Here is a 23,620-nt window from a genome sequence, read left to right as displayed (position 1 = left end):
GCCGTGAAGACGTGGCGTGCCTGGCGTCGTGCTGCAGGACGCGCCATCGGAAAGGACGATTATGCCGGCGGCGGACAAGACCCTCGACAAGACCAGCCTGGCCGAGCAGGCCTATAATCACATTCGCAACCTGGTGCTCGACCAAGCCGTCGAGCCCGGTGAGGTGATCGGCATCGATGTGATCGCGAGCAAGCTGGGCGTGTCCCAGACCCCAATCCGCGAAGCCCTGGCGCGCCTCGAAGGGGACCGGCTCGTCGTACGGCTGCGCAATGGGCGCTACAAGGCGGCGCCCGCCATGTCCCTGCTCGACTACGCGCATCTGTTTCAAACGCGCTTGCTGCTGGAGCCTGCGGCCGCGGCTCTCGCGGCGCAGCATCGTACCGAGCAGACCATTGCGACGCTCGAGCAGTCGATCAAGGGAATCAACTCGGCCGGACGGGGCCCACGCAGCCAGCTGTTCGTGAACTTCGTGGACGCAGATGCCCTGTTCCACCAAACCATTGCCGCCGATTGCGGCAATATGTTCATCACAGGGGCCCTGGCCCAGTTGCAAGCCAATCATCGTATTGGCCCGCTTTATCGCAATCGTGGCGTGGTCGATGCCGATGCGGTGATTGCCGAACATACAAAGATCTGTGCCGCTATTCGTGCTGGCGATGCCAAGGGCGCCGAAGACGCCATGCGGCATCACATAGAGCGGGCACGCGACGTCATCCTGGCCTGGGTGGAGGATGCCCCGGCCACGCAGGATAGCACCAAAAAAGGGTAGGAGATTCCCATGCCGTTCATCAACATCCGACTGGTCCGGGAAGTCATCGCCGATGACCCCGAAGGCAAGAAGGCCCAGATCGCGCGCAAGGTGAGCGATGCGGTAACCGAGGCGACGGGGCTGGCGCCCGAAGATGTCTGGGTGGTGTTCGAAGAGGTTGCGGCGCGCGACTGGTATGTCGGCCCCACCAATGTCCATACCCGGCGAAATCTCGGCTAGGCCCGCCGGATCGATTACGCCACGGAATGGCAGCGGCTGCAGCCACCGCGCTCTCGCGCGGGCGACCGCGATTGCCTGGCGACCCCTCACCCAACAAGAACTGAAAGCGCTGATATGACGGATGTTTCTGCCGGCACCATTACCATTGCCCCCGAGGAGCTGGAGGGACGAGTCCAGGGGGCGCTGCGGGCAGCGGGCGCGAGCGAAGCGTCGTTGCTGGCTGCGACCAAGGCGATGATGCATGCTTCGATGCTTGGGGTAGACAGCCATGGCGTGCGCCTCGTACGGCATTATTGCCAGATGCTGGGTGGCGGCCGGATCAACAAGAACCCGGAACTGCGCGTCGAGCACAAGGGATCCGGCAGCACCATGCTGGATGGGGATGACGGGCTGGGTCATTACGCCTCTTACCGGGCGATGGATATTGCCTGCGAGCGGGCCAAGGAAAGCGGCATTGCCGCGGTGGGGGTCCGCCGCTCGTCTCATTTCGGCGCCGCGGGTGCCTATGCCCTGGAGGCCGCTTATGCGGGCATGATCGGCTTTGCCACCACCAACACCGATTCCATGGTGCCGCTGTTTGGTGGCGCCAAGCGCTTTCACGGCACCAATCCGCTGGCCTTTGCGGCACCCCTGCCCGGCCACAAGCCCTGGCTGCTGGACATGGCGACTTCCTCGATCCCGATGAACCGCGTGCTGCTGCATCGATCGCTGGACAAGGAACTGCCGCCCGGTGTTGCGGCCGATGAGAGCGGCGGCACCGTGACCGACCCGCATAGCGCCGAGATGGTTCTGCCATTGGGCGGGGACGAGTATGGCTACAAGGGCGCGGGGCTAGCGGGCCTCGCCACGCTGCTTTCGGCCGTGCTCACCGGCACAACCCTCGATGCCGATTTCATCCCGATGGTCGGGGCGGACGATATCAGCACGCCCCGCAATATGGGCCACTTCGTGCTGGCGATCGATCCTGACCATTTCGCCGGTCGGGCCATCTTCGAGATGGGCATGTCGCGCTATATCGCCTCCTTGCGCGAAGCGCCCACGCGGGAGGGACACGAGGTCATGGCACCCGGCGACCGGGAATGGAAGCGAGCCGAACATCGACGCCAACATGGGGTGCCGATCGATCTCGATACGGGTCGGTTCCTCGACCTCGTCTGATGCAAAGATTGAGCCGGCCACGTGGCGCGGCCGGCTCAATGGTGGTTAGGCGGCTTTCTCGGTGACGTCGCCGCTGTGGCGGATTTCGGTACCGAGGACTTTGAGGCATTCGCGGATAAAGGCGGCAAGAGCTGTCCAACCCTTGGCTGAAACCATGGTGCCATCCACATAGGCTTCGGTGGGCGACAGATCGATATAGGTGCCGCCGGCCAGGATCACTTCGGGCTCGCAGGCGCCTAGGGCCGCGACCTTCTTGCCGCGCACGACGCCGTCCACCGCCACCAGAATCTGCACGCCGTGGCATATGGTGAAGATGGGCTTGTTGGTTTCGTGGAAGTGCCGGACCATGGCCTGCACGCGCTTGTCGGTGCGGATATATTCGGGACCACGGCCGCCCGCGGCATAGACGGCGTCGTATTGGTCCAGCTTGACCTCATCGAAGCTTTTGTTGAGCTGGAAATAGTGGCCCATCTTTTCTGTATAGGTCTGGTGACCTTCAAAATCGTGCAGGGACGTGGCGATGATATCGCCGGCCTTCTTGTCGGGGCAGACGACGTGGACCGTGTGGCCAACAGCTTCCATGGCCTGCTGATAAACAAAGATCTCGTATTCCTCGGTGAATTCACCGACCAGCATCAGGATTTTCTTGCCTGGCATTTTGCGTCTCCAGTGGTTGTATGGGCGGGGCCAGCACTGGGCTGGCCCTGCAGCTATCAGAACGGGGAGTCAGGGAAGTAATATTCAGCCGCATTGTCCTTGGTGATCAAGGGCGCGTCGAGCTTTACAGAACCGCGCACCGGAGCCTGCCCGTGGAACTGGGCAGCGGTCATGTAGATCGCGGTCTTGATCATGGACGGCGGATAAGGCGTCTCGATCGGGGTCATGGGGTCACCCGCCATCACCTTTTCGATGATTTCCTTCATGCCATTGCCGCCGAGCGCATATTTGATTTCGGTGCGGCCAGACTGCTGGATGGCTTCGAGTACGCCGAGCAGCATATCGTCGTCATTGGCCCACACGGCGTCGATATGGGGGTACTTGGCGAGATAGTCCTGCATCAGGCTGAAGGCTTCGTCGCTGTTCCAGTTGGCATACTGGATGTCGAGCACATTGATGTCAGTGCCTTCGATCGTGTCCTGGAAGCCCTGGATACGCTCGTCATCGATCACGGTGGGAATGCCGCGCAGCACCACCACATCGCCCTTGCCACCGAGATTGTCGATCAGGAACTGGGCCGTAGTGGAGCCAACGGCGATGTTGTCGCCGGCCACGTAAAGGTCCTGGATTTCGGGATCAGTCAGACCACGATCAACCACGGTGATGAAGGTGCCGGCATCCTTGATGCTCTGGACCGGCCCTGTCAGTTCCTCGGAGGAATGGGGCAGGATCACGAGGGCATCCGGCTGGCGGGTCGCGGTCAGATCCTCGAGCGCGCTGACCTGTGCGGAAGCGGATGGAGAAGTTTTGACGACAACTTCGATATTGGGGAATGCGGCCTGGATTTCTTCGGCGGCAGCCTGGGCGTGGTAGACGACACCGGCGGTCCAGCCATGGTCGGCGGCCGGGATCGAGACGGCGATCAGCTTTTTTTCCTGGGCGAGAGCAGGCACGGCCACGAGCGCGGCGGCGACACTGATCGCGGCAAGCATATTCAATCGAGACATAGTTTCCTCCCTTGGACCTTTCGCAGGTGCAAGCCGTTCGGTCGCTTTACGGCTGCGCTTTCGAGAACCTCTGTACGAGCATCGCAATGATGATGATGACGCCTTGCACCGCGGCGACGAGGTATTCGGAGATGAAGTCGGACAGCACCATCAGGTTGGCGATCATTTCAAGGATCACCGCGCCCGCGATGGTGCCCCAGATGCGCCCCTTCCCGCCGCGCAGGGCGGTGCCGCCGATCACCACGGCGGTAATCACCTGCAACTCCCAGAGCAGGCCCGTAGTGGGGGTGGCTGCGCCCAGCCGCGGGACGTAACAGATCGCGGCGATTGCAACGCATACGCCCTGGATGACGAAGGCGGTGGTGCGGATCTTGGGGATGGAGATACCGGAAAATCGCGCCACTTCCTCATTGGCACCCACGGCGGCGCAGCGGCGGCCGAACTTGGTCTTGTAGAGCAGGAAGGCGCCGATCAGGGCCACGACGATCGAAACGATTATGGGGATCGGGATACCAGCCAGGGTGCCGAAATAGATGGGGCGGAAGGGCTCGCGCAGGCTGCGGTCGATCGGGATCGTGCCGCCATTGGACATGAAGGTGATGAGGGCGCGGAAGATGCCCATCGTGCCCAAGGTGACGATGAAGGGCTCGATCTTGCCGATGGTGACAATGAGACCGTTGAACAGCCCGCACAGCGCACCGACGCAGAGCACCAGCGCCATACCGGCGATGATGGCATTGGCCCCGAGGCTGGGGACCAGCGCGTTCATGAACATGATCATGACGCCGGTCACGAATGCCGCCATGGAGCCCACAGACAAGTCGAGCCCGCCCGAGGAGATGACGAAGGTGGCGCCCACCGCGATGATGGCGATGAAGGACGAACGCGTGATGACATTGGTGAGGTTGGTGGGCGAGAGGAAATCGGGGTTGACGAGGAAACCGACGATCACGAGGACGGCCAGGGCGATGAAGGGGCCCAGATCCACCCAGTTGATGCGCCCGAGCAGGGTTTCGCGCGGTGATGCGGCACTGATCTCAGCCACGGGCAATTCCTCCAGTTGAACTGGCGGTTGCCCCGCCACTTGTTGCGGCAAGCACCACCGCATGTTCGGTGATGGCGTCGCCCTCCAGTTCGGCCACGAGCCGGCCCGACCGCATCACGAGAATGCGGTCACACAGGCCCACCAGCTCCTGCAGTTCCGAGGAGATGACGATGCAGGACTTGCCCTCACGCACCAGCTTGTCGATGAAAGTGTAGATCTGGCTCTTGTTGCCGATATCAATGCCGCGCGTCGGCTCATCGATGATGACGACCGAAGGGTTGAGCAGCATGATCTTGGCGAGCAGCAGCTTTTGCTGGTTTCCGCCCGAGAGCTGACCGGCCTGCAATTGGCGGCTGCGCACGCGGATATCATATTCCTGCACCGCGCGATCGAGCTGCTGATCTTCGAGCTTTTGCTCGAGATATGGTTTGCGATATATCCAGGACAGAGCCGTCAGCACCAGGTTGGGTGCCAGTCGCTCCCGCAGCAGCAGACCCTTGCCCTTGCGATCTTCTGTCAGATAGCCGATCCCGGCCTCGATGCCATCGGCAACCGAACGGATATGGGTCTTCTTGCCGCCGACGCGCACGGCACCGGTCTTGGCGGGCCGCAGTCCCAGCAGGCCCTCAAAGAGCTCGGTTCGCCCAGCCCCGATCATGCCGCCAAAGCCGAGCACTTCGCCCGGGCGGGCGACGAAGGAAATGTCGTGCGCGAAACCTGGCACATCGGCATGCTCGACTTCGAGCAGCGGCGCTGCGGTGGAGAGGCCGCGCTTGTGTGGGTAGAGCATAGCCAGGTCGCGTCCGACCATGAGGTTGGCCATGTCCTGCTGGGTTAAATCAGTGGCGGGATAGGTGCCGATCTTCTTGCCATCGCGGAGCACTGTGATGCGATCGGCGAGAGCTTCGACCTCATCCAGGCGGTGGGAGATGTAGAGCACGGCTGCGCCCTGGTCCCGTAGGCCACGCACGATCGCCAGCAGAGTTTCGACTTCGGTGGCGGCGAGCACCGCGGTGGGTTCATCGAAGATCACCATGGTGTGCTCTTCGAGCAGGGCACGGGCGATTTGCACCAGTTGGCGCTGGGCGATGGGAAGATTGCGAACCAAGTCCCGGGGGGAAGCGGTGCAGCCGATCGCCGCGAGCCGCTCGGCGGCGATGCGCTCCATGGTCGCGTCATCGACGAGCCCGTTGCGACCGAGTTCGCGGCCTAGAAAGAGGTTTTCCACCACGGTGAGACCGTCGGCGAGCAGGATCTCCTGATGCACCAATACAATGCCGGCATTCTCGGCCTGCACCGGCTTGCTGAAGTGTGCGGGCTGACCGCGATAGGTGATGGTACCGGTGGTGGGTTCGACATGCCCGGAAACCAGGCGCATCAGCGTAGACTTGCCAGCGCCGTTCTCGCCGATAATGGCGTGGATTTCCCCGGCGCGTATATCCAGGTCAACGCCGCTCAGCACCGTGATCGGGCCATAGGCTTTGCCCAGATCCTGCAATTGCATCAGCGGCTGCGCTGTGGTTTGCGCCCGATCCTGGAGCACAGCGTGCGCGACCCCGGTCATTCGAAAACCGGCAGCAAGCGGTCGCGCGAGCGCTCGATGTGGGCCCGCATCGCCTGCTCTGCGGCCTGCCCGTCACGCGCTTCAAACGAAGCAATAATCGCCTCGTGCTCCTCCAGCGCTTCCGCGGTGACGCGCGAGTGGAACATCAAGCGAAAGATGTGGAAGTGGACATGCTGGTGTGCCAGCGTATCCCGGATCAGATCGTTGCCAGCGGTCTGCACGATCATGTCGTGGAACACCGCGTCCTGCCGGGCAAATTGCGAATAGCGCGCGCGTTCATCGCCTGATTTGGCGCGCCGCCCCATAACCCCCGCAGCTTCGGTTAGTGCAGCAAGGTTCTTGTCGGTGAGGCGCGCAACGGCCTCCCGAGCAGCATGAGGCTCGAGCAGAAGGCGAAGTTCATAAAGGTTCGCGAATTGTCGAACCGAGATCTGTGGGGCGGCGCTAAAGCCGATGAGATGAGTCTTGTTGACCAGCCCCTCACCCTCGAGGCGCCCCAAGGCCTCACGGATGGGAGTCTGCGAAACGCCAAGCTCGCGGGAAAGATTGTCGACGGTTATGCGGGCACCAGGCGCGATCTTTAGCGCCATCAACTGGGAAAAGATTGCCTCATAGACTTCGTTGGCGAGACTGATCGGGCGCGGGATTGGCGCGGCGCTTTTGTCCGCCTCCATTTTCGCATCTCTCGTGAGCACGTGCCGAGCCATTGCTTCCCCCTCGCAATGACAAACAGCTAGCACGACATACCTCGACATGCAATCGTATATGATATTGGATTACAGACGCGCGGTTGCTCCGAGTTGCCTCGGGGCGCACAAGAGGCTCAGCCCGGGAAGTGGCCAGTGCGAAAAACGGATGACGTGCAAGCTGGGGAAATGATCGTGGAAGATGCCAAGGACCTGTTTCGGACACGCGATCACGTGCCGGACTTTGAGGGCTACCTGAAAGAATATGCCGGCCGCAGCGCCCTAGCGCGGCATAATCACCGGGCTGTACTGGACCTTGAGTACGGGCCCGAGCCAGACGAAAAGCTCGACCTGTTTTTGCCACCGCCCGCGGCCGCCCGGGTGCCGGTGCATCTCTTTATTCATGGCGGCTATTGGCGGATGTTCAGCAAGGACGACTTCTCCTTTATTGCCGATACGGTGGTCGCTGCCGGCGCCATCGCCGCTGTTATGGACTATTCCCTGATGCCAGCGGTTCGCATGGAGACGATTGTAGCGCAGGTCCGCCGCGCTGCCGATTGGCTTGTAGCAAATATACCTCGCTTTGGCGGCGACCCGAACCAACTGAGCGTATCGGGCCACTCCGCCGGCGCCCATCTGTGCTGCACGCTGCTGCAAGCAGATATCCCAGTAGCGCCCAAGCGCGCGCTCCTTCTCGCCGGTATCTATGACCTAAAGCCGCTGCGGTCGTCCTTTCTGCAGCCAATGATCGGCCTGACGGAGGACGAGGTCACTAAATTCTCGCCTCTCTCGAGAAACTATCGTGCAGGCGGCGATGTGCTGCTGCTGGTGGGAGAGCAAGAAACCCTGCCGTTCCATTCCCAGGCAGACGCGATGCGATCGCGGCTTGCTGCCCAGCAGGTGCCAACCAGAAGGATCGATATCCCGGACAGCAACCATATGAGCATAGCTCTCGACCTCGGGGCCGGCTCAACCGCAGTGGGCCAACTCCTGACCGCCGCCATCAAGAGCACCGGAGGCTAGACTTCTCCCCACTTATTCAACGTGGCGCGGGAAGCGCTTTACTCCGTTGCCGCTCCGGGGCATCTAGCCCCGCATGTTTTTCATCCTGTCCAAGATCTTCTGGCTGTTCGTGCAGCCCGTCAGCCTTACCTTCGTGCTGTTTTTGGCGGGATGGATGTTGAGCCTGTTGCGCCGTCGACTAGCGGGGCTGGTATTCGTTGGCTTGGGGCTGATGATCTTTGGGCTAAGCGCCTTTACCACGCTTGGCTTCACAACCTGATTGCACCGCCGGAAGAGTGCTTTCCGCGCGGAGAGCCCCTCCCCTCGGATGTGCAAACCATCATAATGCTGGGCGGCGCCACGGCCGGCCGGGTCAGCACGGCGCGGCGCATTGCCGAACTCAACGAGGCAGGGGATAGGCTCACCGAAACCCTGCAGCTGGCCAAGCAGTATCCCCAGGCCAAGATTCTGCTGAGCGGAGGTGTCGGTCTGCTGATCGCTGATGGCGAACCAGAAGCAGAAACGGCCCGGCGGTTCTTTAGCGCCCAGGGCATCGCTCCCGAGCGGCTGGTGCTTGAAGGAGAGTCGCGCAACACCGACGAGAATGCGGCCAACAGCGCCGCCCTGCTTGGGGCGGAAGCCAGGACCATCGTGCTGGTCACGTCGGCGTTTCACATGCCCAGATCTGTGGGCTTGTTCCGCAGCGCTGGCCTTGAGGTGCTGCCGCGGCCGGTCGACTATCGCAGCTCAGGGACCGAGGGCATGGGCTTTGATCTGGCCAACCCAATCCTGAACCTGAACACCACCACACTGGCGATCCGCGAATGGATTGGCTTGATCGCCTACAAACTGACCGGCCGCATTGGCGACTGGTTTCCCGCGCCCTATGTTCAGAACGGCTTGGCTTGCTCAACAGCACTGGTGGCTGGATGCTGGGGGCAGCTTGGGGTTAGGCTGGCCAGGGAGTGCATCAGCCCGGCGCCGTGTGTCGCCAGTTCAACCCCTCGAAGGAACAACAGCTTGGCCATCCATCGCTTCACGCCGACCACTTATTACAATGTTATCGGCACTTTTCCGCCGGCTCTGCGCATTGCCAATGGGGACACGGTGATAACCCGAACGCTGGACGCGGCCGGCGATGACGAGCACGGTGTCAACCGCTCGGGTGGACCCAATCCCATGAATGGGCCGATATTTGTGGAAGGCGCCGAGCCCGGCGACGCGTTGCGGGTGCAGATCATGGCGATGGAGCCCACGCGTGACACGGGCTGGACCCGGCAAGTGCTGGCCGCCAATGTGGTTGACCCCGAATTTGTTCGCGTCCTACCCCCCCGCAACCGAACGGAATGGCGCATCGATCGCGCACAAGGGACCGTGCAGTTGCAAGACCCGGTGCCCGGTCTTGAGCACCTGGTGCTGCCGCTTGCGCCGATGATCGGGTGCTTTGGCGTCGCCCCCACACTTGGGCAGGCAATTTCCACCGCAACCAGCGCCGAGCACGGCGGCAATATGGATTACCGGCGCTTTGGCCCGGGCACCACGGTGTGGTTTCCCGTAGCCGCGCCGGGCGCGCTGTTCTTTCTCGGCGACGGTCACGCCATTCAGGGGGATGGCGAGATCGTCGGCACGGGGGTGGAGACCAGCTTTGAGGTCACCATTACCCTAAGTGTGGAAAAGCGGCGGCCGCAGGTCTGGCCAAGGGCGGAAACGGCCGAGGATATCATTACCATCGGCAATGCGCGCCCGCTCGATCAAGCCCTTCAGCACGCCACCACCGAAATGGCGCAGTGGCTCGGTCAGGATTTTGGTCTCGATCTCGTGGCGTCGAGCCATTTGATGGGTCAAGTCGTTCGATACGACGTCGCCAATGTGTTCGATCCGGCCTACACCGTTGCCTGCCGCCTGCCCAAGCGGTTCCTGCCGAGGCGACATGGCGTCTGACGGTTCCGGATAAAGGTAGCCAGGGCCGCTGCAGAAGAGCGGCACTGGCGGAGCGAAAGGAACTGGCATCCAACATTCTCCAGTGGCGCACGCGCCATGCAGCACCACCTTGCCACCTGACACTTTTAGCGAGATACCGTGAACTGATGACCCTCAACATCACCATCGACTTAAACGAACCGAATCGGCTGCTGGACTGCCAGGTGCGTGTTATCTCCGTCGGGGAGCACCACCTCGGCATTCTGGAACTGGACACTGACCAGGGTTTTCTCCCGATCTCGGTCAACCCGAGCGCAGCGGCAACGCTGATCACCGCCCTGGCCGAGTTCATGGCAGCCACAGAGGTGGACCAAGAAATCCCGATCGCTAATGACGATGACCCGGTGGATTGATGAAGCACGCCACACTGCTAATTGCCGCGGTCTTGATGCTGCAAACTGCCCTCCCCGCGGCAGCTCAACCCCATCCTCGCTTGCGCCTCGAGATGTGCGGCAACCAACGAAACACGCCGACCAAAACGTGCTTGGTGGACGGGGACACCCTGTGGCTCTCTGGTGAGAAGATCCGACTGGAGGGCTTTGACACCCCAGAGCCACAGACTCATATCTGCGGCGGAGATCGCGAGAAGGCGCTAGCGCGGCAGGCGAGTGCCCGCATGCTTGAGCTGCTGAACAGCAACGAGTGGACCATCGAGCGCGGAGGCCTTGATGCAACGGAAGAAAAGCGCCGCTTGGCGACCATACGGATTGGCGGTCGAGACGTGGGTGACATCCTGATTGAGGAGCGGCTTGCTGTTGCTTGGCCGGATGGCGAAGAGTGGTGGTGCAACTGATGCGCCTGCCGGTGGTGCCGAGGCGAAAGCCGGATCTGCTGGATGAGGTGGGGAAGCTCGTCGGGCCAGCCGTCGAGGCGGAGGTCGCAGACCAGACCAGGTCGCGCCATTTCCTCAATGATCTAGACCGGAAGGCCGACGAGTTTGCCAAGCGGAAGTGATGCCGACCCCTACCAATGGACCGATGACGACGATGAGGTGGCGCTCGACGCAATCACTGTTGGCGTTGGAGGCGATACGGCAGTGCTGGAAAAGCTTGGGCTGATCGTCCCCGAGACTGTCGCCTCGATCTACTGGCCGGACTGGATCACCGGCGGCGATAAGGTGCTCTCCACCATGGAAGGTCCCTACTCCGTTCCTGATGCGTTGGCGCGCCGAGTTCCTCTGCGCCCTGTGGGCATTTGAGCGGGTGGTGATCAGCCTCCAGGAGCGCTCGCTTTGGCGCGACGAGTGGGGCACACTTAGGGAGTTTCCGGGGTATAACTGATGCGGGAAGAGCTATCGAGCAGAGAGCGCCAAGTGGCAGAGCTTACGGCGCAGGGTCTGACTTGCGCCGAGGCGGGAGCGGTTTTGGGACTCTCTGGTCGGACTGTAGAGGTTTATCGGGCCCATGCGATGATCAAGCTTAAGGCCCGGAACGCTGCTCACCTTGCCGCACTGCTGAACATGGAAACCTTAGCTGCGCTCGATGCTCGGATTGAAAAGCTGGAGCTCCAAGTTGACCGGCTAATGGGCCTCATCGAAAAGCAGGGTGCCTGACGATGTGCGGCCGCTTCACCAATGAGATGACCTGGGCGGATATCTAGAAGGCCGCGCTCTTGTGGCACCGCGCAGGAGTATGCGTAGGATTAGCCAAGCGAAGCCGGGAGTTTGATGATGAAGCTGATCGCCGTCTTTCTTGCTGCATCTTTGCTTTGCGGATCCACTCTCGCGCAGGAACTCCAGCTTGAAGATTTCGCCAACAAGCGAGGCCCTGAAGCTGACATTCGGAATGCCTTGTCCGCAGCGGGGATCGGCCTTGAGTCTCTATCTATGGTAATTGTCGCCAACGATAATTGTGAGCTTGGCTGGACCCCTAAGCAGTTAGAGTTGATCCGGTGGAACGTCGACTTTCTAGGCGTGTACAGCACGCCAGAGAACGGAGTGACACCTGATGTCTTCAGCGAGGCAGCCATGGGTAAGCAGTGGGAGCAGATCTACAGTCACACCGACCAAGCGGCGGTCATGGCTGTATGCGAGACCCTGAAGCAAGCGTCGCAAGCTGCTCGATCTCAGTTGCAAAGGTAAATCGCGTCTTGTGCGGCCGCTTCACCAACGAGATGACCTGGGCCGACCTTCACGCCCTCTACAAGCTCAGCGATGAGCTTTACCCGATCGCGCCCTCCAACATGCAGCCGCGCTACAACATTGCCCCGACGCAGGACGTGCAGTTCGTTCACCACGACAAGGCGGGCAACCGCGAACTGGACCAAGGCCGCTGGTGGTTGGTGCCGTTCTGGGCCAAGGAAGTGCCCAAAGCCACGATGTTCAATGCCCGCATTGAGACGATTGACACCTCGCCGGCTTTTCGTGAGCCGTTCAAGAAGCGCCGCTGCCTGATCCCGGCCGACGCCTATATTGAGTGGACCACCAATCCGGACGACGGGAAGAAAGACCCGTGGCTCCTCTATCTACCGGAGCACCGCGGCTTCAGCTTTGCTGGGCTATGGGCCCACAACGACAACCTGGGCGTGACCAGCTGCACCATCATCACGGCGCCGGCCGTGGAGCACATCGCGCACATCCATGGGCGCATGCCGGTGATACTGGAGGAGGACGCCTATGACGCCTGGCTGTCAGGCGAAGCTCAGGGCGATGAGGCGAAGGGGTTGCTGCTCGACAATCAGCTGGATAGCCAGCTGCAGTTCCACCGGATAAGCCGCGCCGTGAACAACAGCCGGTATGAGGGTACGGATGTGAAGAAGCCGCTGGTCAATCCGCTTTGAATGAACAGGTCACACTGGTCAGCCGGATTCAACTTGCAGCTCTGAGGCTCTTGTGACAACTCCCACTGGTCAAAACTCTGAAAGGATGAAGATGTTCACCGTCAAGTTAGCAGCAGGCGTTCTTGCAAGCTTGATGCTCTGCGGCATGACTCATGCTGCAGAATACAAGGTCTTCATCGTCAACACTATTGATTGGGAAGTTGCCAAGATTGATGTGCTGAGAGCCGAGGAGGTTGGCACTAACCCGCCGTGCATTAACACCCATTGCAGGCTGACCGTGACTGTCGAAGACGGCGGCCGTTGCGCGAGGAACACGCGTATTGATTTCACGAACGGCAAGCACATCATTTTCAAGCCGCTCAATGTGTGCGACCCGTCGCCCACCTATATTGGCTGGCCTGACTAGCAAATAGTGCTGCGTCCGAGGAATCGGCAAACCTATCAGCACGCGCCATATCGGTCGGAGGTGAACAACAGCCGGCGTGAGGGAACCGACGTGAAGAAGCCGGTGGTCAACGCTCTATAGGGGCAGCAGAATGCGAGTCGACGGAGCGTGACAGACTCGCCATACTCGTTGCGAGGAAGAGATAAGGCTTGAGGATATCGAGCCTAAGGGAAATGTGTGAGTGCCCCCCGACCCCAAGCCCAAGCGCCCGAAGCGCGCCCCCCGCCCGCGTAACCCCGTAGACCCGAGAGAGAAAGCGTGCCGCGAGCGCTGTAAAGCGTACAAGATCCAGCCAGATGCCCTGCACGAGGGCAAGCCTATGTGGACACGATTTCTGGATGAAGTTGAAGCCGCGCTCAAGGCTTCCGGCGCGAAAGATGTTCCGCCAAAAGGGGAATGCATGAGCGCAGCCCACAAGCTCAAAGCCCGGAGCATTACTTGAGCGCCCGTTCTTGGGGTATCGACGGTCTGAAGGCTGTTTGCGCGGCCGAGAAGGTCGTCAGCGATAACCCTGAATGGGAAACACGAAAGCACAACGCCGGACGCGAGGTTCATTTTACCCGGCCGCTTGGGGTTGATGGTGAGGTGAAACTCGGGCTCAGGATCAACATGAAGGGGCCGGAACTGGTCCGCCCCGGTCGCCCGTTCCTTGGTCTGACAGCGTTGATGTTCGCCACACGAACTGCGTTCGTTGTCCCCGGTCTATGGATGGAGGAACCGCCATGCTCCACCACGATAGTCTGAACAAGACCGACGAAATGAAGGGCATCCTAGAACAGCTTGCCCGCAACCTCGTGCTGACCGATACCGTGAATGGCGAGGGCCTGATTGCTCTTCCCCAGATATATCCCGGGGGGACGCAGTTGTAGTTCGCATTCAGAAACACGGAGACGAGTTCGTCGTGAACGACCAAGGGGCCGGCTATTTGGCCGCTGAGCACCTTGGTGGGACGGGAACGTTCAGTCGTTTGGCTCCATCTGTCGCGCATCGCAACGGCATCCAATTCGACGGACACATGATGTTTGCAGCTCGGGTCAATTTAGACTGGCTCGCTAATAGCGTAATCTTTGTCGGCTCTGCGAGCCGCATGGCCGTCGGGATGACAGCCGAACGCATGTCGGAAGATAAGGAAGTTTCCCTTCGGCGTGAACTGCAAGACAAGCTTGGGGCGGCCTTCAAAGGGCGGGCAGCGTTTGATATCTCTCTACCGGGGCGGTCGAGCAGAGTGCGCACCTTTGCTGCGTTGGTTGATGGAGAGCATGGGCGCGTACTCTTTGACCTGGTCACGCCCCACCACGTTTCCATCAACGGCGCCATCGTGAAGTTCCAGGACGTAGCGCAGCTCGAGGACAGCCCGCTACGAACAGCAGTACTCTCGGCCGAAAAGCGGACCGACCCTGCAGACGTCGGCCTGCTGTCGCAGTGGACAACGAGCGTGATTAAGCTTGAGGCTGACCAGTCGGTATATAAACGAGCAGCGTAGCCAGGCCCTCTCCAAAGCACCTAGCCCGCCCTAACCGGCGGGCTTTTTGTTGCGCGTGATGGGGCAAGCTACTCACGGAGCACATGCAGCCAACCCTATTGCCGCGGCCTCGCGGGCGTGCCAGCAAGTTTCTTGTCGGAGGAATCTGCATGCATACTGCACGGATTGGGCTAGCGGTACTGGCGACGCTGACGGTGTTCGTCGCCGGCTTTGGTGGGCTGCAGGCGGCACACGGACTTTATGAAGTTAGAGCCATTTCCAGCGCAGCGGATGATCTGTATCTGAGCAAATTCTACGAGAACAGCGTCAAGGTGCCTTTTGAGCCTGACGGCACAGCGAGCATTGGGCCCCAGCAAGCGGACTTTCCTAGAACTGTGTACTTCCGAGGCTCTCCAGGAAGCCAGTATGTTCTGATGAAGGACGGTTTTAGCAGGCCCTTCACCCTGGATGAGAATGGCCGTGCTGCAATAGACACCGCTCAGAGTGGGGTGTTCTCCCTTGAGAGGCTGATCTTCCTACTGGTTTTGTCTGTCTTAGCTGGCACTGCCGTCGCTGCAGCTAGACTACCAGATGTGCGCTTTTCTTGGAAAACAGACTGGCCTTTGGCCGTCGCAGGATTAATTTTGGGCTTGAAGCTGGTGGCCTTCTATCCGGGTTTCTTCACCTCAGACACCATCCTTGGCAGGACGAACGCCGGCGAGTTCGTCACCTGGTACAGCCCCGTCTATGCACTATACACCAAGCTGGTTATGCCGCTTGGAACTCCGCACCTGATACTTGGCCAACTCGTCTTTTCAACCCTGTTCTTACTGGTGCTGGTGCTTGGATGGATCAAGACTGGACGTAAAGGAGGAGTGGTTGCGTCGTTCGCTTTGCTCGTGATTGTTGCGCTCAGCCCCCAGTTCACGGCGGTGCAGTTCGTTAGCCAGCGGTATTTCTTGGCTCCGGCTGTAGTGCTGCTTGCCATTGCCGTTTTTTTCGTAGCGTCCGCGACAGGGGCAACGCGAGCTCGTTTCTGGTGGTTTACAGTACTGATCGGTTTGGCGGTTGCCCTTAGAGCAGAATACGCTTTGCTACTGCTCGTGATGTTCCCGTTGTGCCTGCGTCTATATAGCAGGCGCCTAGTGGCAACCGGGGCTGCGGCGAGTGTAGCTATGGTGCTCGCCCTCAACTTCGCAGTGCCCGCCCTCTATAAGGCCGGCGAGGGTAGCGAATATGCTCTTACCGTTCTTGCCGACATCGCCCACCCCTACGCCTGTGCCCCGGGCCATCCAGATATAGTATCCATCTTTGCCGAATTGGGCCCCGTCGAGACGCTTTGCGCAGCGGGCCCCGAGAACTTCTTTTGGGATTTTGTCTCTGCGCGTCCAGCTGAGGAGCAGTTGAAAGCTACACGCGAACTACGAAACAATCTGCCCGGTGCCATAGCCCAAGACCCGGTGCCTGCTGTATGGCGCGCCCTTTACAGAACAGCGGTCACACTAGGCAGCCGCACGTGGCAGATTGTGGACAAATACGCTCGGCGGGACACGCCGGATTTTCACATGGCCAAATCTGACAGTTTTGCTGCCGTTCAGGAATATCAGCCTGAATGGTTACACAGAGCAGTGCTGGCGCCGATCAGGGCCTTGAGCGGGTCACTGACCAACATCCTCCCACTGTCGGCGTTCATCGTGCTGTTAGCGTTGTCATTCCGCCATGCGCCAAATGTCTACGCAATTACTGCCGCCATGGGAGTTATCGCAGCGGTCTGCATTCTTGTATCACCAACTGCCAACTGGGCTTACGTTGGGGCGCCGTTTCTGTGGGGAGCGTTTGGCCCATTCTTTTATCTGATCGAGGTCGGGAGCCGGCGCCACCGGGCCGGAAATGTCTGCGGCCCCCGGGCCGAACAGAGCATTGCTTGAACCCTTTGGAGACTGACGGTCAAAGTGCTCGGGCTACCCGCCGCCGGTACAGCTCCGCCGATAGGTTTGTCAGCAGATCCTCTACCACCTTTGGCGTCTCACCCGCCCGCATCTGCGCTTCGAACTGCAGACGCAGCGCACTGATCAGCTTACGAAGGAACTCACTATCCTCGCTGAACAGGTAGTTGGGTGGCGGCGCCACCAACACCCGTGCCACCAGCACATCGATTTCGGTTTCTACGTCCCGCGGTATGGGCGTAGCCACATGCGCCCACCAAGCTTCGGTTGCCGCATCTGCTGCAGCTTGTTTGTCGGCCGCCTGCCCGTTCTGCTCAAACCACTTGGGCCAGGCGACCATCCAGAACCATTGACGGCCGGTTGGAAGATGCTGACGCAACTCAATAGCGGCGCCACGCTCCGGATGCCGGCGCCCTAATGGGTAGGCAACGAACCGCGTTCCTTCGCGGTGCCACTGTAGCCTGGCCGGGACCATGGCAGATCAATCGCGCTGACCGAACTTCTTCCGCACCCTCTGCTTGGCCCTGAGTGCATGGCGAACGTCAGAGGGTGCCGCGCCAAGCTTCTGCGCAATGTCTTGTTCGGTCATCTCCGGATGCAGCTGCTTCAACGCCTGGCTCAGGTCTGAATGCTTGGAACAATGGCAATGGACATGGGCCGACTCCGGCACTTCTCGGCTGCCGGAACGGGGTCGCGTACAATCAGCATCAAGCGCGTTTAAAACTGCGCTTGAGCCGTTAGGGGTACGAGCAAACGGCAGCTCTAACGATGTAGCTCCAACGATGTACTCAACGCAGCGAACGGGGGCTCCATTTGCCAACACGTATGACACTGGTCAGGGGCTTCCTCGAGCAGGCCTTAGTAGTCCTACCTTACAACGATCCAACTTCAGTTGAGCTGGAAGAAATGATCGAGCGCGCTATTGCGCTAACCTACACGTCCAGCATCGCACATCGCAATGTTGGCCAGAACGTTGTTGATTTCCAAGTCGCCGCTGAACGGCTTAGGCCCGCGTTGTAGTGGGGAGCCGGAGGCCAGACCTATGCTCCTGCAGCCCCTAAGGCTGGGCGGCACTGATGGTAGCGACTGCCCATCGTGGCCCTAGCTACACCCACCCACTTAGACCCCAACACCCCCGTTGGGGTCTTTACCCCACCCCATTGGAAGCGGCCGGCGGGGTATGGCACGAAGCTCGTCGCGCGCAGCATTTCAGGCGCGCTGCAGGGGTCCATTGACTACGATTGGGCCAGCGATGGCCTAATTGTTACCCTCCATATCAACCCTGTGCGTCTAGGTGCTTAGGCGAGTTTGTTCTTACACAGGGTTGGAGGCATCTGCGCTTCCTCAGCAGCAGGCGAGGCGTATCAGAGCCTTCCTCACGCTCGGTGAGTAGGCCGCCCCAGGCTGGCTGCCAAAGCCCCGCCTCGCCGGTGACGAATAGTTCTGTATCGTACTTGTTCGCCATCTGGATTGCAGCGGCAAAGGCCTCCTCCAGCGGTAAGCAGATGGCGAGGTCGCTTGCATTCAGAGGTCGTGTAGCCACAGAACTTCTTGGAGCCGTTGCGGTGCCTCTGGGCGTCCCGTTCAATGTCCTCAACAGGTGCAGGGCCACTGCAGCGCTTGGAGCTACCAATCCGTAGCGGAACTGACCTCTGGAAGTCCCGGCAGACTGGCGGGTAAACATCTTGTATTGATCAAAGCTGGACACAGCTCTTCTCCCATTCAGGGGGCAAGAGCAAATATGTTCTCCCAGCCGTCCGCGCCCGGAAACCGGCAGACGATACTGTTGTGTACCATCCTTATGCCCGCCGTGCTACCAGATGCACGCTTTGAGCGGGCGAGTAAAAGCCGCGTAGCTTGCTTCAGCTACGCGGCGAATCTGGAACAGCGCTAAGAGACTAGTGGCCGGTGGTCGTACGCGTGTTCGTAGTGTCATGACGACGCCCGCGCAGGCCGAGAAGACCAGCAAGTCCGAGCAGGCCCAGCCAGCCCATGTCAAAGCCATCGTCGTCATTTTCGTCGACTTCCACCACAGCGGGCGCGGTAGGAGCTGGCGTCGCCTGAGCGAAGGCAGCTACAGAACTGGCGGAAAGCAGGGCGACGGTAAGAACAACTGCAAGGGGGCGAGTTTTGATCATGTTTAGCTCCAAGGTTAGCCGGACCTCGTCGGCCAGGAGCAATTCTAACTCACGGCCCTGTGAATCGTTGCCAGCCTCATGTGCATGTTTCTCTCGGCTTTGTTGCGGAACTCCGAAGGCGCCGCGCCGTTGAGCCGTGCAGATGAGAGTCTGCAAGTTCCAAGGACCTTTTTGGCGGTGGCCCCGGCTCTAGGAAGGGCTGGGGTCGTCCTTACAAGCCGTCCCATTGACCCTCAGCATCCCGCCGGGGCCATGGCGGGCCCGTTGCAGTCGCACCTATGTCAGCGCATCAGTCTGCCACCTATTGCCGGCCAAGCTCCGTGCTCGCCTCCGCATAGATCCGACGAGCTGCCGGAACCAGATTGTTCGGCTCTAGTAATCGACAGCCGCAGAGGGTTCTGGTTTATTCAATCGAGCCTAGCTTTCGACCTGCTACCCACCTGATCAGGCGCAGTGCTGTTCATCATCAAGATGAGCATTTCCTTGATGATAGTCGTGCCTATCGACCGCTTGGTTTAAAGGCTGCATGGGGAGCGTAAGCCGGACCTTTAGAGGAACATGATGTCCGCACGATACGATGTGACCGCAACTGTATCGGTTTTTGTCTTCGGCCACTGCCATGTTCGCTCGTCCGGAAAGTTGGCCACTCCGCCGCTCCACCTGCTGCGGGTTCTGATTTATGTGCTGCTCGAAAGGCGGGGTAAGCCCGTATCGAGGGGGCGTATCCGTGATCTGATCTGGTCCGACAACGGCTCCGAGCGGGCCAACGCCGACATCCGCCAAAGTATGGGTCGCATTCGCAAGTTCCAGCAAGATTACAACTTTGAGTTGCTCTCGGCAGATACCCAAACGGTCTGGCTCAACCCCGACCAGAACGTCTATATCGATCTGGCGGAGTTCATAGGTCTTATTGCAAGTCCCAGCCCAAGGGCGTGCGTGCGGATGTGCGAAATTTACCGCGGTGAGCTACTAGATTCGTCTGGCTCCGTGGGAAACGGGTTCGAGGAATGGCTTGCGTTCCAGCGCACCGCGTTGCTCCAGGACTTCAACAGGACGGTTTCAGCGGCACTGCAAAGCGGGACAGAACTCACCCCTCAGCAACGCCATTTTTGTGCCTCCCGTTTGCTACAGTTGGACGCCTGTCATGAAGGCGCCCACCGGGCTCTGATGTCTGACGCGGCTGCGAAGGGGGAGTTCTCGCGCGTTAAGCAGCTCTTCAACGCTTGCAGCAAGCAGCTGCACGAGGAACTGGGCGTTGGGCCGGACCACGAAACCGTCCGGCTTTATCAAGAACTGACCGGCAGGAGCCTTGAGGTCTAAGCTACAAAGGATGTTCAGGGAGGCATCGCAGATTCTCTAGCTCGCGTGGGCAGATTCACTTCTGCATCCCACCGGCGCCATGGCCCTGCCCCATCACACTCGCACCGATACCAGATCACCAATCGGCCGCTGATCTTGCTGGGCTCCCACTGGCACGGTTCGGAGCACTTTCGGCAGTAGATCATCGCCGGCTCCTGGCAGACGGCGGACAAAGAAAAGCCCCGCCGAAGCGGGGCTCTGAGTTGCTGTTGCTCGACTAGGAGGCCTTAGAACAGCTGGCTACCAGCGTCCGTGCCGATCAGAGTGATCGTGCCACCGTCGCCGAGTGTGACGATCATGTTTCCATTAGATGAGCTCGTAGTAAAGCTCTGACCACCCAAGTCCAGGCGGTCGCCCTCGCCAAAGTTGAAGCCTTCGATTCGGTCATTTCCGCCGCCTGCTGCGAACAGGAAGAGATCCGAACCAAGGCCGCCATTCATGGTGTCGTCACCCTTGCCACCGACAAGCGTGTCGTTGCCTTGACCGCCATGGATGAAGTCATTGCCTTGTCCACCGAAGACGATGTCGTCATCCTGGTTGCCAAACAGCGCGTCATCCCCACCATTGCCATAGATCGTGTCATTGCCGAACCCGCCATACAGCAGATCATTGCCATCAACGATGCTCACGCTACCGTCGCCACCAAAGATCAGGTCATTACCCTGACCGCCGAAGGCGGTGTCGGCGCCCTCGCCACCAAACACGCTGTCATCGCCGCCATTGCCATAAACAAGGTCATCACCCTTGTTGCCATAGAGAGCATCGGCATCGTCAGCGGGATCTAGTCCTGAGCTACCGCCATAAACGGTATCATTGTCCTGGCCGCCAAAAACACTATCCCGGCCAGGGCCGCCGTAAAGCACGTCTTGGCCTTGGTTGCCATAAACCACGTCATCCCCGCTGCCGCCATCCAAGGTGTCGTTGGACAGGCCGCCTGCGAGATTGTCTGGGCCATTGCCGCCAGTAATAGTGTCTTCACCATCATTGCCGCCCGCTGGCGGCGGAGCAGGTACCTGCGCAGTGTTGACCGTGTAGTTGGCAGAAGTTGCCGTTCCCGCACCCGAATTCCCGGCGGCGTCTGCTACACCGGCCTGGTTCAGCGTGATGACGTTGCTTAAGTCATTAACCCCAGCCGCCGGAGTGAAGGTGGCCGTATAGGTGATGCCGCCATCGGTGGATGCAACAATGCTCAGCAGACCGCTCTGAACCGTCAGGTCGTCATTGCTGAAGCCCGCGACAGCTTGGCTGAAGGTGATCGTCACTGTGGACGTCTCCCCGGCGGTGATTGCCGCATCGCTCAGCGTGATTGTGCCTGTAGGGGCCTCTGTGTCCACCGTGACTGTTGTGCTTGTCGAGACAGCACTGACATTACCGGCTGCGTCGCTGACCTTGGCAGTGACGGTGTGAGCGCCCCCCGCCAGGGTTGTTGCGGCAATGGACCAATTGCCGTCCGTTGCGGTTCCCGTACCCAGCACCGTCGTGCCGTCGCTGTCGTACAGAGTGACCGTGGAGCCACTCTCGGCTGTTCCCGTAAATGTTGGGGTGACGTCATTGGTGAGGTCATCGGTGCTTGATGTACCGCTGTCGCTCGCCGCAGCCAAGTCGGGCTGTGATGACGAAGTCGGTGCAGAAGTGTCAAGCACATAGCTTTGCTTGATGGCGGCACTGGAATTACCCGCTTCATCCACCACCCTAGCCTGGAGGATGTTTGATCCAACAAGGGTGGCACTGGCTGAATATGTGCTTGTTCCGACACTGGACGTCGCAGTAGCCCAGCTCTGTCCGTCATCGACCGAGACTTCGACTGTTTCGCCGGCTACGAGATTGGCGCTGAGATTGCCCGATATCGTCTGGGCGGCGACATTGGTGATGAAGTCGCTATTGGACGCACCGCTGTCACCCGAAATGTCTACCGAGCTGACCGTGGTTGTTGGTGGGATGATGGTATCGGCAAGCGCGGACGCCGTCAGAGTTCCGTCGGCAAACTGAAAGTTCTCAACCTCGGAGACGAGATCAATGCCATCCGCCGAGCCTACTCGATTGTCCACGATCCGAAAAGACTGTCCGACAGCTGTAATCGTATAGTCGGTGCGATTCCCCGAATATACCGCCAGATCGGCTGCGCCGGCGCCGCCATTTATAGTATCGTCACCGCCCGACCCGGTCAGCGTGTCATTGCCGTTGCCTGAAGTGATCGAATCGTCGCCGCCGCCTAAGACGATCACGTCATTGGCGCTGCCACTGTTGATGCTGAAATTTTCTACACCAACGAAATCAACAATGTTTGTTGAGCCGGCGGCGACCTGACCGGCGTATCCGGTTCCGATGTCGCCACCCGAGAACGTAAAGGTCACAGCCGTTGTGCTGTCCCCGTAATCGACAATCAACTGATCAGTGCCAGCGCCAGCATTCACAACGTCGGAGCCCCCAACGATGCTGATGGTGTCGTCGCCCGCCCCCGACACGATGCTGTCCGTGCCACTGCCGGAAATAATGGTGTCACTGCCACCACCTGATGTCATCGTATTAGTGCCGTCGCCGCCATCCATGTAGTTGCCGCCGTCCAGCCCTACAAAGGTATCGGTATCAGCGCCGCCGATGATGCGATTGGCGCCTTGGCCGACCGTCACGGTGTTGGCACCATTGCCGGCATTGATGCTGTCGTCGCCATCGCCTGTGGTGAGCGTGTCGGCGAAGTTGCCGGTATTAATGGTGAAGTTCTCAAAACCACCGCTGACGGTCACGGAGCCGCTGCCGCCCGCATCGGTAAAGTTGGAGGTCGAGTCGCCGGTGACGGCGCCTGTCGCATTAGAATATTCCACGACCAAACGATCATTGGTGCCCGCGCCGCCATTGACCACATCGGCGCCGCCGCTGACCGTGATCGTATTATCACCGGCATTGCCCAGGATTCTATTGCCATCGGTGCTGCTGCCTTGAGCATCGAGAACGTTGATCGATGCGTCCCCATCCAGGGTGACCGACAAAATCCCCGGCGCCAGTTGCAGCACGATGCCTGTTGAGCTCGCGGTGCCGCTGATGGTCAAGCTGTCGCTTGTGACAGAAACGCTTTCGTTGATCCCAAACCCAGGCTCGATCTGGATTGTGTCGCCGTTAGCTGCGGCGGCCATTGCTGCTGCTATGGTGGGATACTCTGAGGAGCTTACGATGAGAATAGCCATTAGATCTCCTTGGCGGAGACGGCAAAGAGATAACCCACCTCTGGACCGCGTTCGCGAATAGGTTGAAGTCGCGACAGGCTGTCGCGGCCCAGCAAGGCCCGTGAGGCACGGATACAAACGAGGGTGAGTAGGACCGTTTGGGTATGAGGCAATTAGAGTCGAAGCAGTCCTTTATGCCGGACTACATAACAGGTCGTGCGTTAAGGGTTCATTTATTTGTACC

27 protein-coding genes and 1 pseudogene are annotated in these 23,620 nt (G+C 60.0%); 20 read left to right on the top strand and 8 right to left on the bottom strand.

Annotated elements, in window-relative coordinates; all coding sequences use genetic code 11:
* The first annotated feature begins 16 nt into the window (after nt 1-16).
* The 3 genes from ELX51_RS06245 to ELX51_RS06235 all read left to right on the top strand — a co-directional run bounded on the left by ELX51_RS06245 (nt 17) and on the right by ELX51_RS06235 (nt 2,146).
* Nucleotides 17-769, top strand: a complete 753-nt coding sequence (locus ELX51_RS06245) for a GntR family transcriptional regulator (RefSeq protein ID WP_127752712.1) — start codon at nt 17-19, stop codon at nt 767-769.
* Nucleotides 770-778: 9 nt separating this feature from the next.
* Nucleotides 779-988 carry a 4-oxalocrotonate tautomerase family protein gene (locus ELX51_RS06240; protein WP_127752711.1) on the top strand — a complete coding sequence of 70 codons (210 nt, stop codon included), beginning with the start codon at nt 779-781 and terminating at the stop codon, nt 986-988.
* A gap of 114 nt (nt 989-1,102) precedes the next feature.
* Nucleotides 1,103-2,146 (top strand): Ldh family oxidoreductase, encoded by a 1,044-nt coding sequence (locus ELX51_RS06235; protein ID WP_127752710.1) that lies wholly within the window; start codon nt 1,103-1,105, stop codon nt 2,144-2,146.
* A gap of 45 nt (nt 2,147-2,191) precedes the next feature.
* On the opposite strand, the gene ELX51_RS06230 is transcribed toward ELX51_RS06235, so the two are convergent.
* From ELX51_RS06230 to ELX51_RS06210, 5 genes are read right to left on the bottom strand one after another with little or no spacing between them, the layout of a single operon-like run.
* Entirely contained in the window at nt 2,192-2,803 is a 612-nt protein-coding gene (locus ELX51_RS06230; protein WP_127752709.1) for a DJ-1/PfpI family protein, read from the bottom strand.
* Between the two features lie 56 nt (nt 2,804-2,859).
* On the bottom strand, nt 2,860-3,810 hold the full coding sequence (locus ELX51_RS06225; RefSeq protein WP_127752708.1) for a substrate-binding domain-containing protein: 951 nt from the start codon (nt 3,808-3,810) through the stop codon (nt 2,860-2,862).
* A 46-nt stretch (nt 3,811-3,856) separates the two neighbouring features.
* Nucleotides 3,857-4,855, bottom strand: a complete 999-nt coding sequence (locus ELX51_RS06220) for an ABC transporter permease (protein ID WP_127752707.1) — start codon at nt 4,853-4,855, stop codon at nt 3,857-3,859.
* Nucleotides 4,848-6,359: a sugar ABC transporter ATP-binding protein gene (locus ELX51_RS06215; protein WP_248305323.1), complete on the bottom strand. Its 1,512-nt coding sequence runs from the start codon at nt 6,357-6,359 to the stop codon at nt 4,848-4,850. Before ELX51_RS06215 ends, ELX51_RS06220 begins: the two co-directional genes overlap by 8 nt.
* Nucleotides 6,360-6,415: 56 nt before the next feature.
* The gene (locus ELX51_RS06210; RefSeq protein WP_127752705.1) at nt 6,416-7,093 is read right to left on the bottom strand and encodes a GntR family transcriptional regulator; all 678 of its coding nucleotides are present in this window, start codon (nt 7,091-7,093) and stop codon (nt 6,416-6,418) included.
* A gap of 168 nt (nt 7,094-7,261) precedes the next feature.
* Between ELX51_RS06210 and ELX51_RS06205 the strand changes: the two genes are divergently transcribed.
* The 16 genes and pseudogenes from ELX51_RS06205 (at nt 7,262) to ELX51_RS06145 (ending at nt 16,700) form a co-directional block, all read left to right on the top strand.
* Nucleotides 7,262-8,128, top strand: coding sequence for an alpha/beta hydrolase (locus ELX51_RS06205; protein WP_248305263.1), 867 nt, complete (start codon nt 7,262-7,264; stop codon nt 8,126-8,128).
* Between the two features lie 73 nt (nt 8,129-8,201).
* Nucleotides 8,202-8,387 (top strand): hypothetical protein, encoded by a 186-nt coding sequence (locus tag ELX51_RS20275; RefSeq protein ID WP_248305262.1) that lies wholly within the window; start codon nt 8,202-8,204, stop codon nt 8,385-8,387.
* A gap of 65 nt (nt 8,388-8,452) precedes the next feature.
* Nucleotides 8,453-8,881, top strand: a pseudogene (locus ELX51_RS20270) (YdcF family protein); the annotation flags it as partial.
* A 246-nt stretch (nt 8,882-9,127) separates the two neighbouring features.
* The gene (locus ELX51_RS06195; RefSeq protein WP_127755189.1) at nt 9,128-10,048 is read left to right on the top strand and encodes an acetamidase/formamidase family protein; all 921 of its coding nucleotides are present in this window, start codon (nt 9,128-9,130) and stop codon (nt 10,046-10,048) included.
* 146 nt (nt 10,049-10,194) lie between these two features.
* Nucleotides 10,195-10,440, top strand: coding sequence for a hypothetical protein (locus ELX51_RS06190; protein WP_127752704.1), 246 nt, complete (start codon nt 10,195-10,197; stop codon nt 10,438-10,440).
* Nucleotides 10,440-10,880: a thermonuclease family protein gene (locus ELX51_RS06185; RefSeq protein WP_248305261.1), complete on the top strand. Its 441-nt coding sequence runs from the start codon at nt 10,440-10,442 to the stop codon at nt 10,878-10,880. Before ELX51_RS06190 ends, ELX51_RS06185 begins: the two co-directional genes overlap by 1 nt.
* Entirely contained in the window at nt 10,871-11,041 is a 171-nt protein-coding gene (locus ELX51_RS19995) for a hypothetical protein (protein WP_164854779.1), read from the top strand. Before ELX51_RS06185 ends, ELX51_RS19995 begins: the two co-directional genes overlap by 10 nt.
* The gene (locus tag ELX51_RS06180; RefSeq protein WP_127752703.1) at nt 11,025-11,285 is read left to right on the top strand and encodes a hypothetical protein; all 261 of its coding nucleotides are present in this window, start codon (nt 11,025-11,027) and stop codon (nt 11,283-11,285) included. The genes ELX51_RS19995 and ELX51_RS06180 overlap by 17 nt, the downstream gene beginning before the upstream one ends.
* An 81-nt stretch (nt 11,286-11,366) precedes the next feature.
* On the top strand, nt 11,367-11,639 hold the full coding sequence (locus tag ELX51_RS06175; protein ID WP_127752702.1) for a helix-turn-helix transcriptional regulator: 273 nt from the start codon (nt 11,367-11,369) through the stop codon (nt 11,637-11,639).
* A 114-nt stretch (nt 11,640-11,753) separates the two neighbouring features.
* Nucleotides 11,754-12,167 (top strand): hypothetical protein, encoded by a 414-nt coding sequence (locus ELX51_RS06170; RefSeq protein ID WP_206524706.1) that lies wholly within the window; start codon nt 11,754-11,756, stop codon nt 12,165-12,167.
* 8 nt (nt 12,168-12,175) lie between these two features.
* A complete protein-coding gene (locus ELX51_RS06165; protein ID WP_248305259.1) occupies nt 12,176-12,865 on the top strand; it encodes an SOS response-associated peptidase in 690 nt (229 codons plus the stop codon).
* A gap of 91 nt (nt 12,866-12,956) precedes the next feature.
* The gene (locus tag ELX51_RS06160; RefSeq protein WP_127752699.1) at nt 12,957-13,271 is read left to right on the top strand and encodes a hypothetical protein; all 315 of its coding nucleotides are present in this window, start codon (nt 12,957-12,959) and stop codon (nt 13,269-13,271) included.
* A gap of 477 nt (nt 13,272-13,748) precedes the next feature.
* Entirely contained in the window at nt 13,749-14,054 is a 306-nt protein-coding gene (locus tag ELX51_RS06155; RefSeq protein ID WP_127752698.1) for a hypothetical protein, read from the top strand.
* A complete protein-coding gene (locus ELX51_RS19990; RefSeq protein WP_164854778.1) occupies nt 14,033-14,179 on the top strand; it encodes a hypothetical protein in 147 nt (48 codons plus the stop codon). Before ELX51_RS06155 ends, ELX51_RS19990 begins: the two co-directional genes overlap by 22 nt.
* 32 nt (nt 14,180-14,211) lie before the next feature.
* On the top strand, nt 14,212-14,793 hold the full coding sequence (locus tag ELX51_RS06150; RefSeq protein WP_127752697.1) for a hypothetical protein: 582 nt from the start codon (nt 14,212-14,214) through the stop codon (nt 14,791-14,793).
* A gap of 149 nt (nt 14,794-14,942) precedes the next feature.
* The gene (locus tag ELX51_RS06145) at nt 14,943-16,700 is read left to right on the top strand and encodes a hypothetical protein (protein WP_127752696.1); all 1,758 of its coding nucleotides are present in this window, start codon (nt 14,943-14,945) and stop codon (nt 16,698-16,700) included.
* Nucleotides 16,701-16,719: 19 nt separating this feature from the next.
* Here ELX51_RS06145 and ELX51_RS06140 read toward each other — a convergent pair whose 3' ends face one another.
* Both ELX51_RS06140 and ELX51_RS06135 read right to left on the bottom strand, forming a co-directional pair.
* Nucleotides 16,720-17,097 carry a hypothetical protein gene (locus tag ELX51_RS06140; RefSeq protein WP_127752695.1) on the bottom strand — a complete coding sequence of 126 codons (378 nt, stop codon included), beginning with the start codon at nt 17,095-17,097 and terminating at the stop codon, nt 16,720-16,722.
* A 1,519-nt stretch (nt 17,098-18,616) separates the two neighbouring features.
* A complete protein-coding gene (locus ELX51_RS06135; protein ID WP_127752694.1) occupies nt 18,617-18,856 on the bottom strand; it encodes a WGxxGxxG family protein in 240 nt (79 codons plus the stop codon).
* Between the two features lie 579 nt (nt 18,857-19,435).
* On the opposite strand from ELX51_RS06135, the gene ELX51_RS06130 reads away from it, so the two are divergent.
* The gene (locus ELX51_RS06130; RefSeq protein ID WP_206524705.1) at nt 19,436-20,176 is read left to right on the top strand and encodes a BTAD domain-containing putative transcriptional regulator; all 741 of its coding nucleotides are present in this window, start codon (nt 19,436-19,438) and stop codon (nt 20,174-20,176) included.
* 266 nt (nt 20,177-20,442) lie between these two features.
* Here the strand turns inward: ELX51_RS06130 and ELX51_RS06125 are convergent, their stop codons facing one another.
* Nucleotides 20,443-23,397, bottom strand: coding sequence for an Ig-like domain-containing protein (locus ELX51_RS06125; RefSeq protein WP_127752692.1), 2,955 nt, complete (start codon nt 23,395-23,397; stop codon nt 20,443-20,445).
* Nucleotides 23,398-23,620: the final 223 nt, after the last annotated feature.

Origin of the sequence: Devosia sp. 1566 (assembly GCF_004005995.1) — a bacterium.
GTDB lineage: Bacteria > Pseudomonadota > Alphaproteobacteria > Rhizobiales > Devosiaceae > Devosia.
Note: the sequence above shows the minus strand (reverse complement) of the source record. Positions and strands in the feature narration are given on the sequence as shown.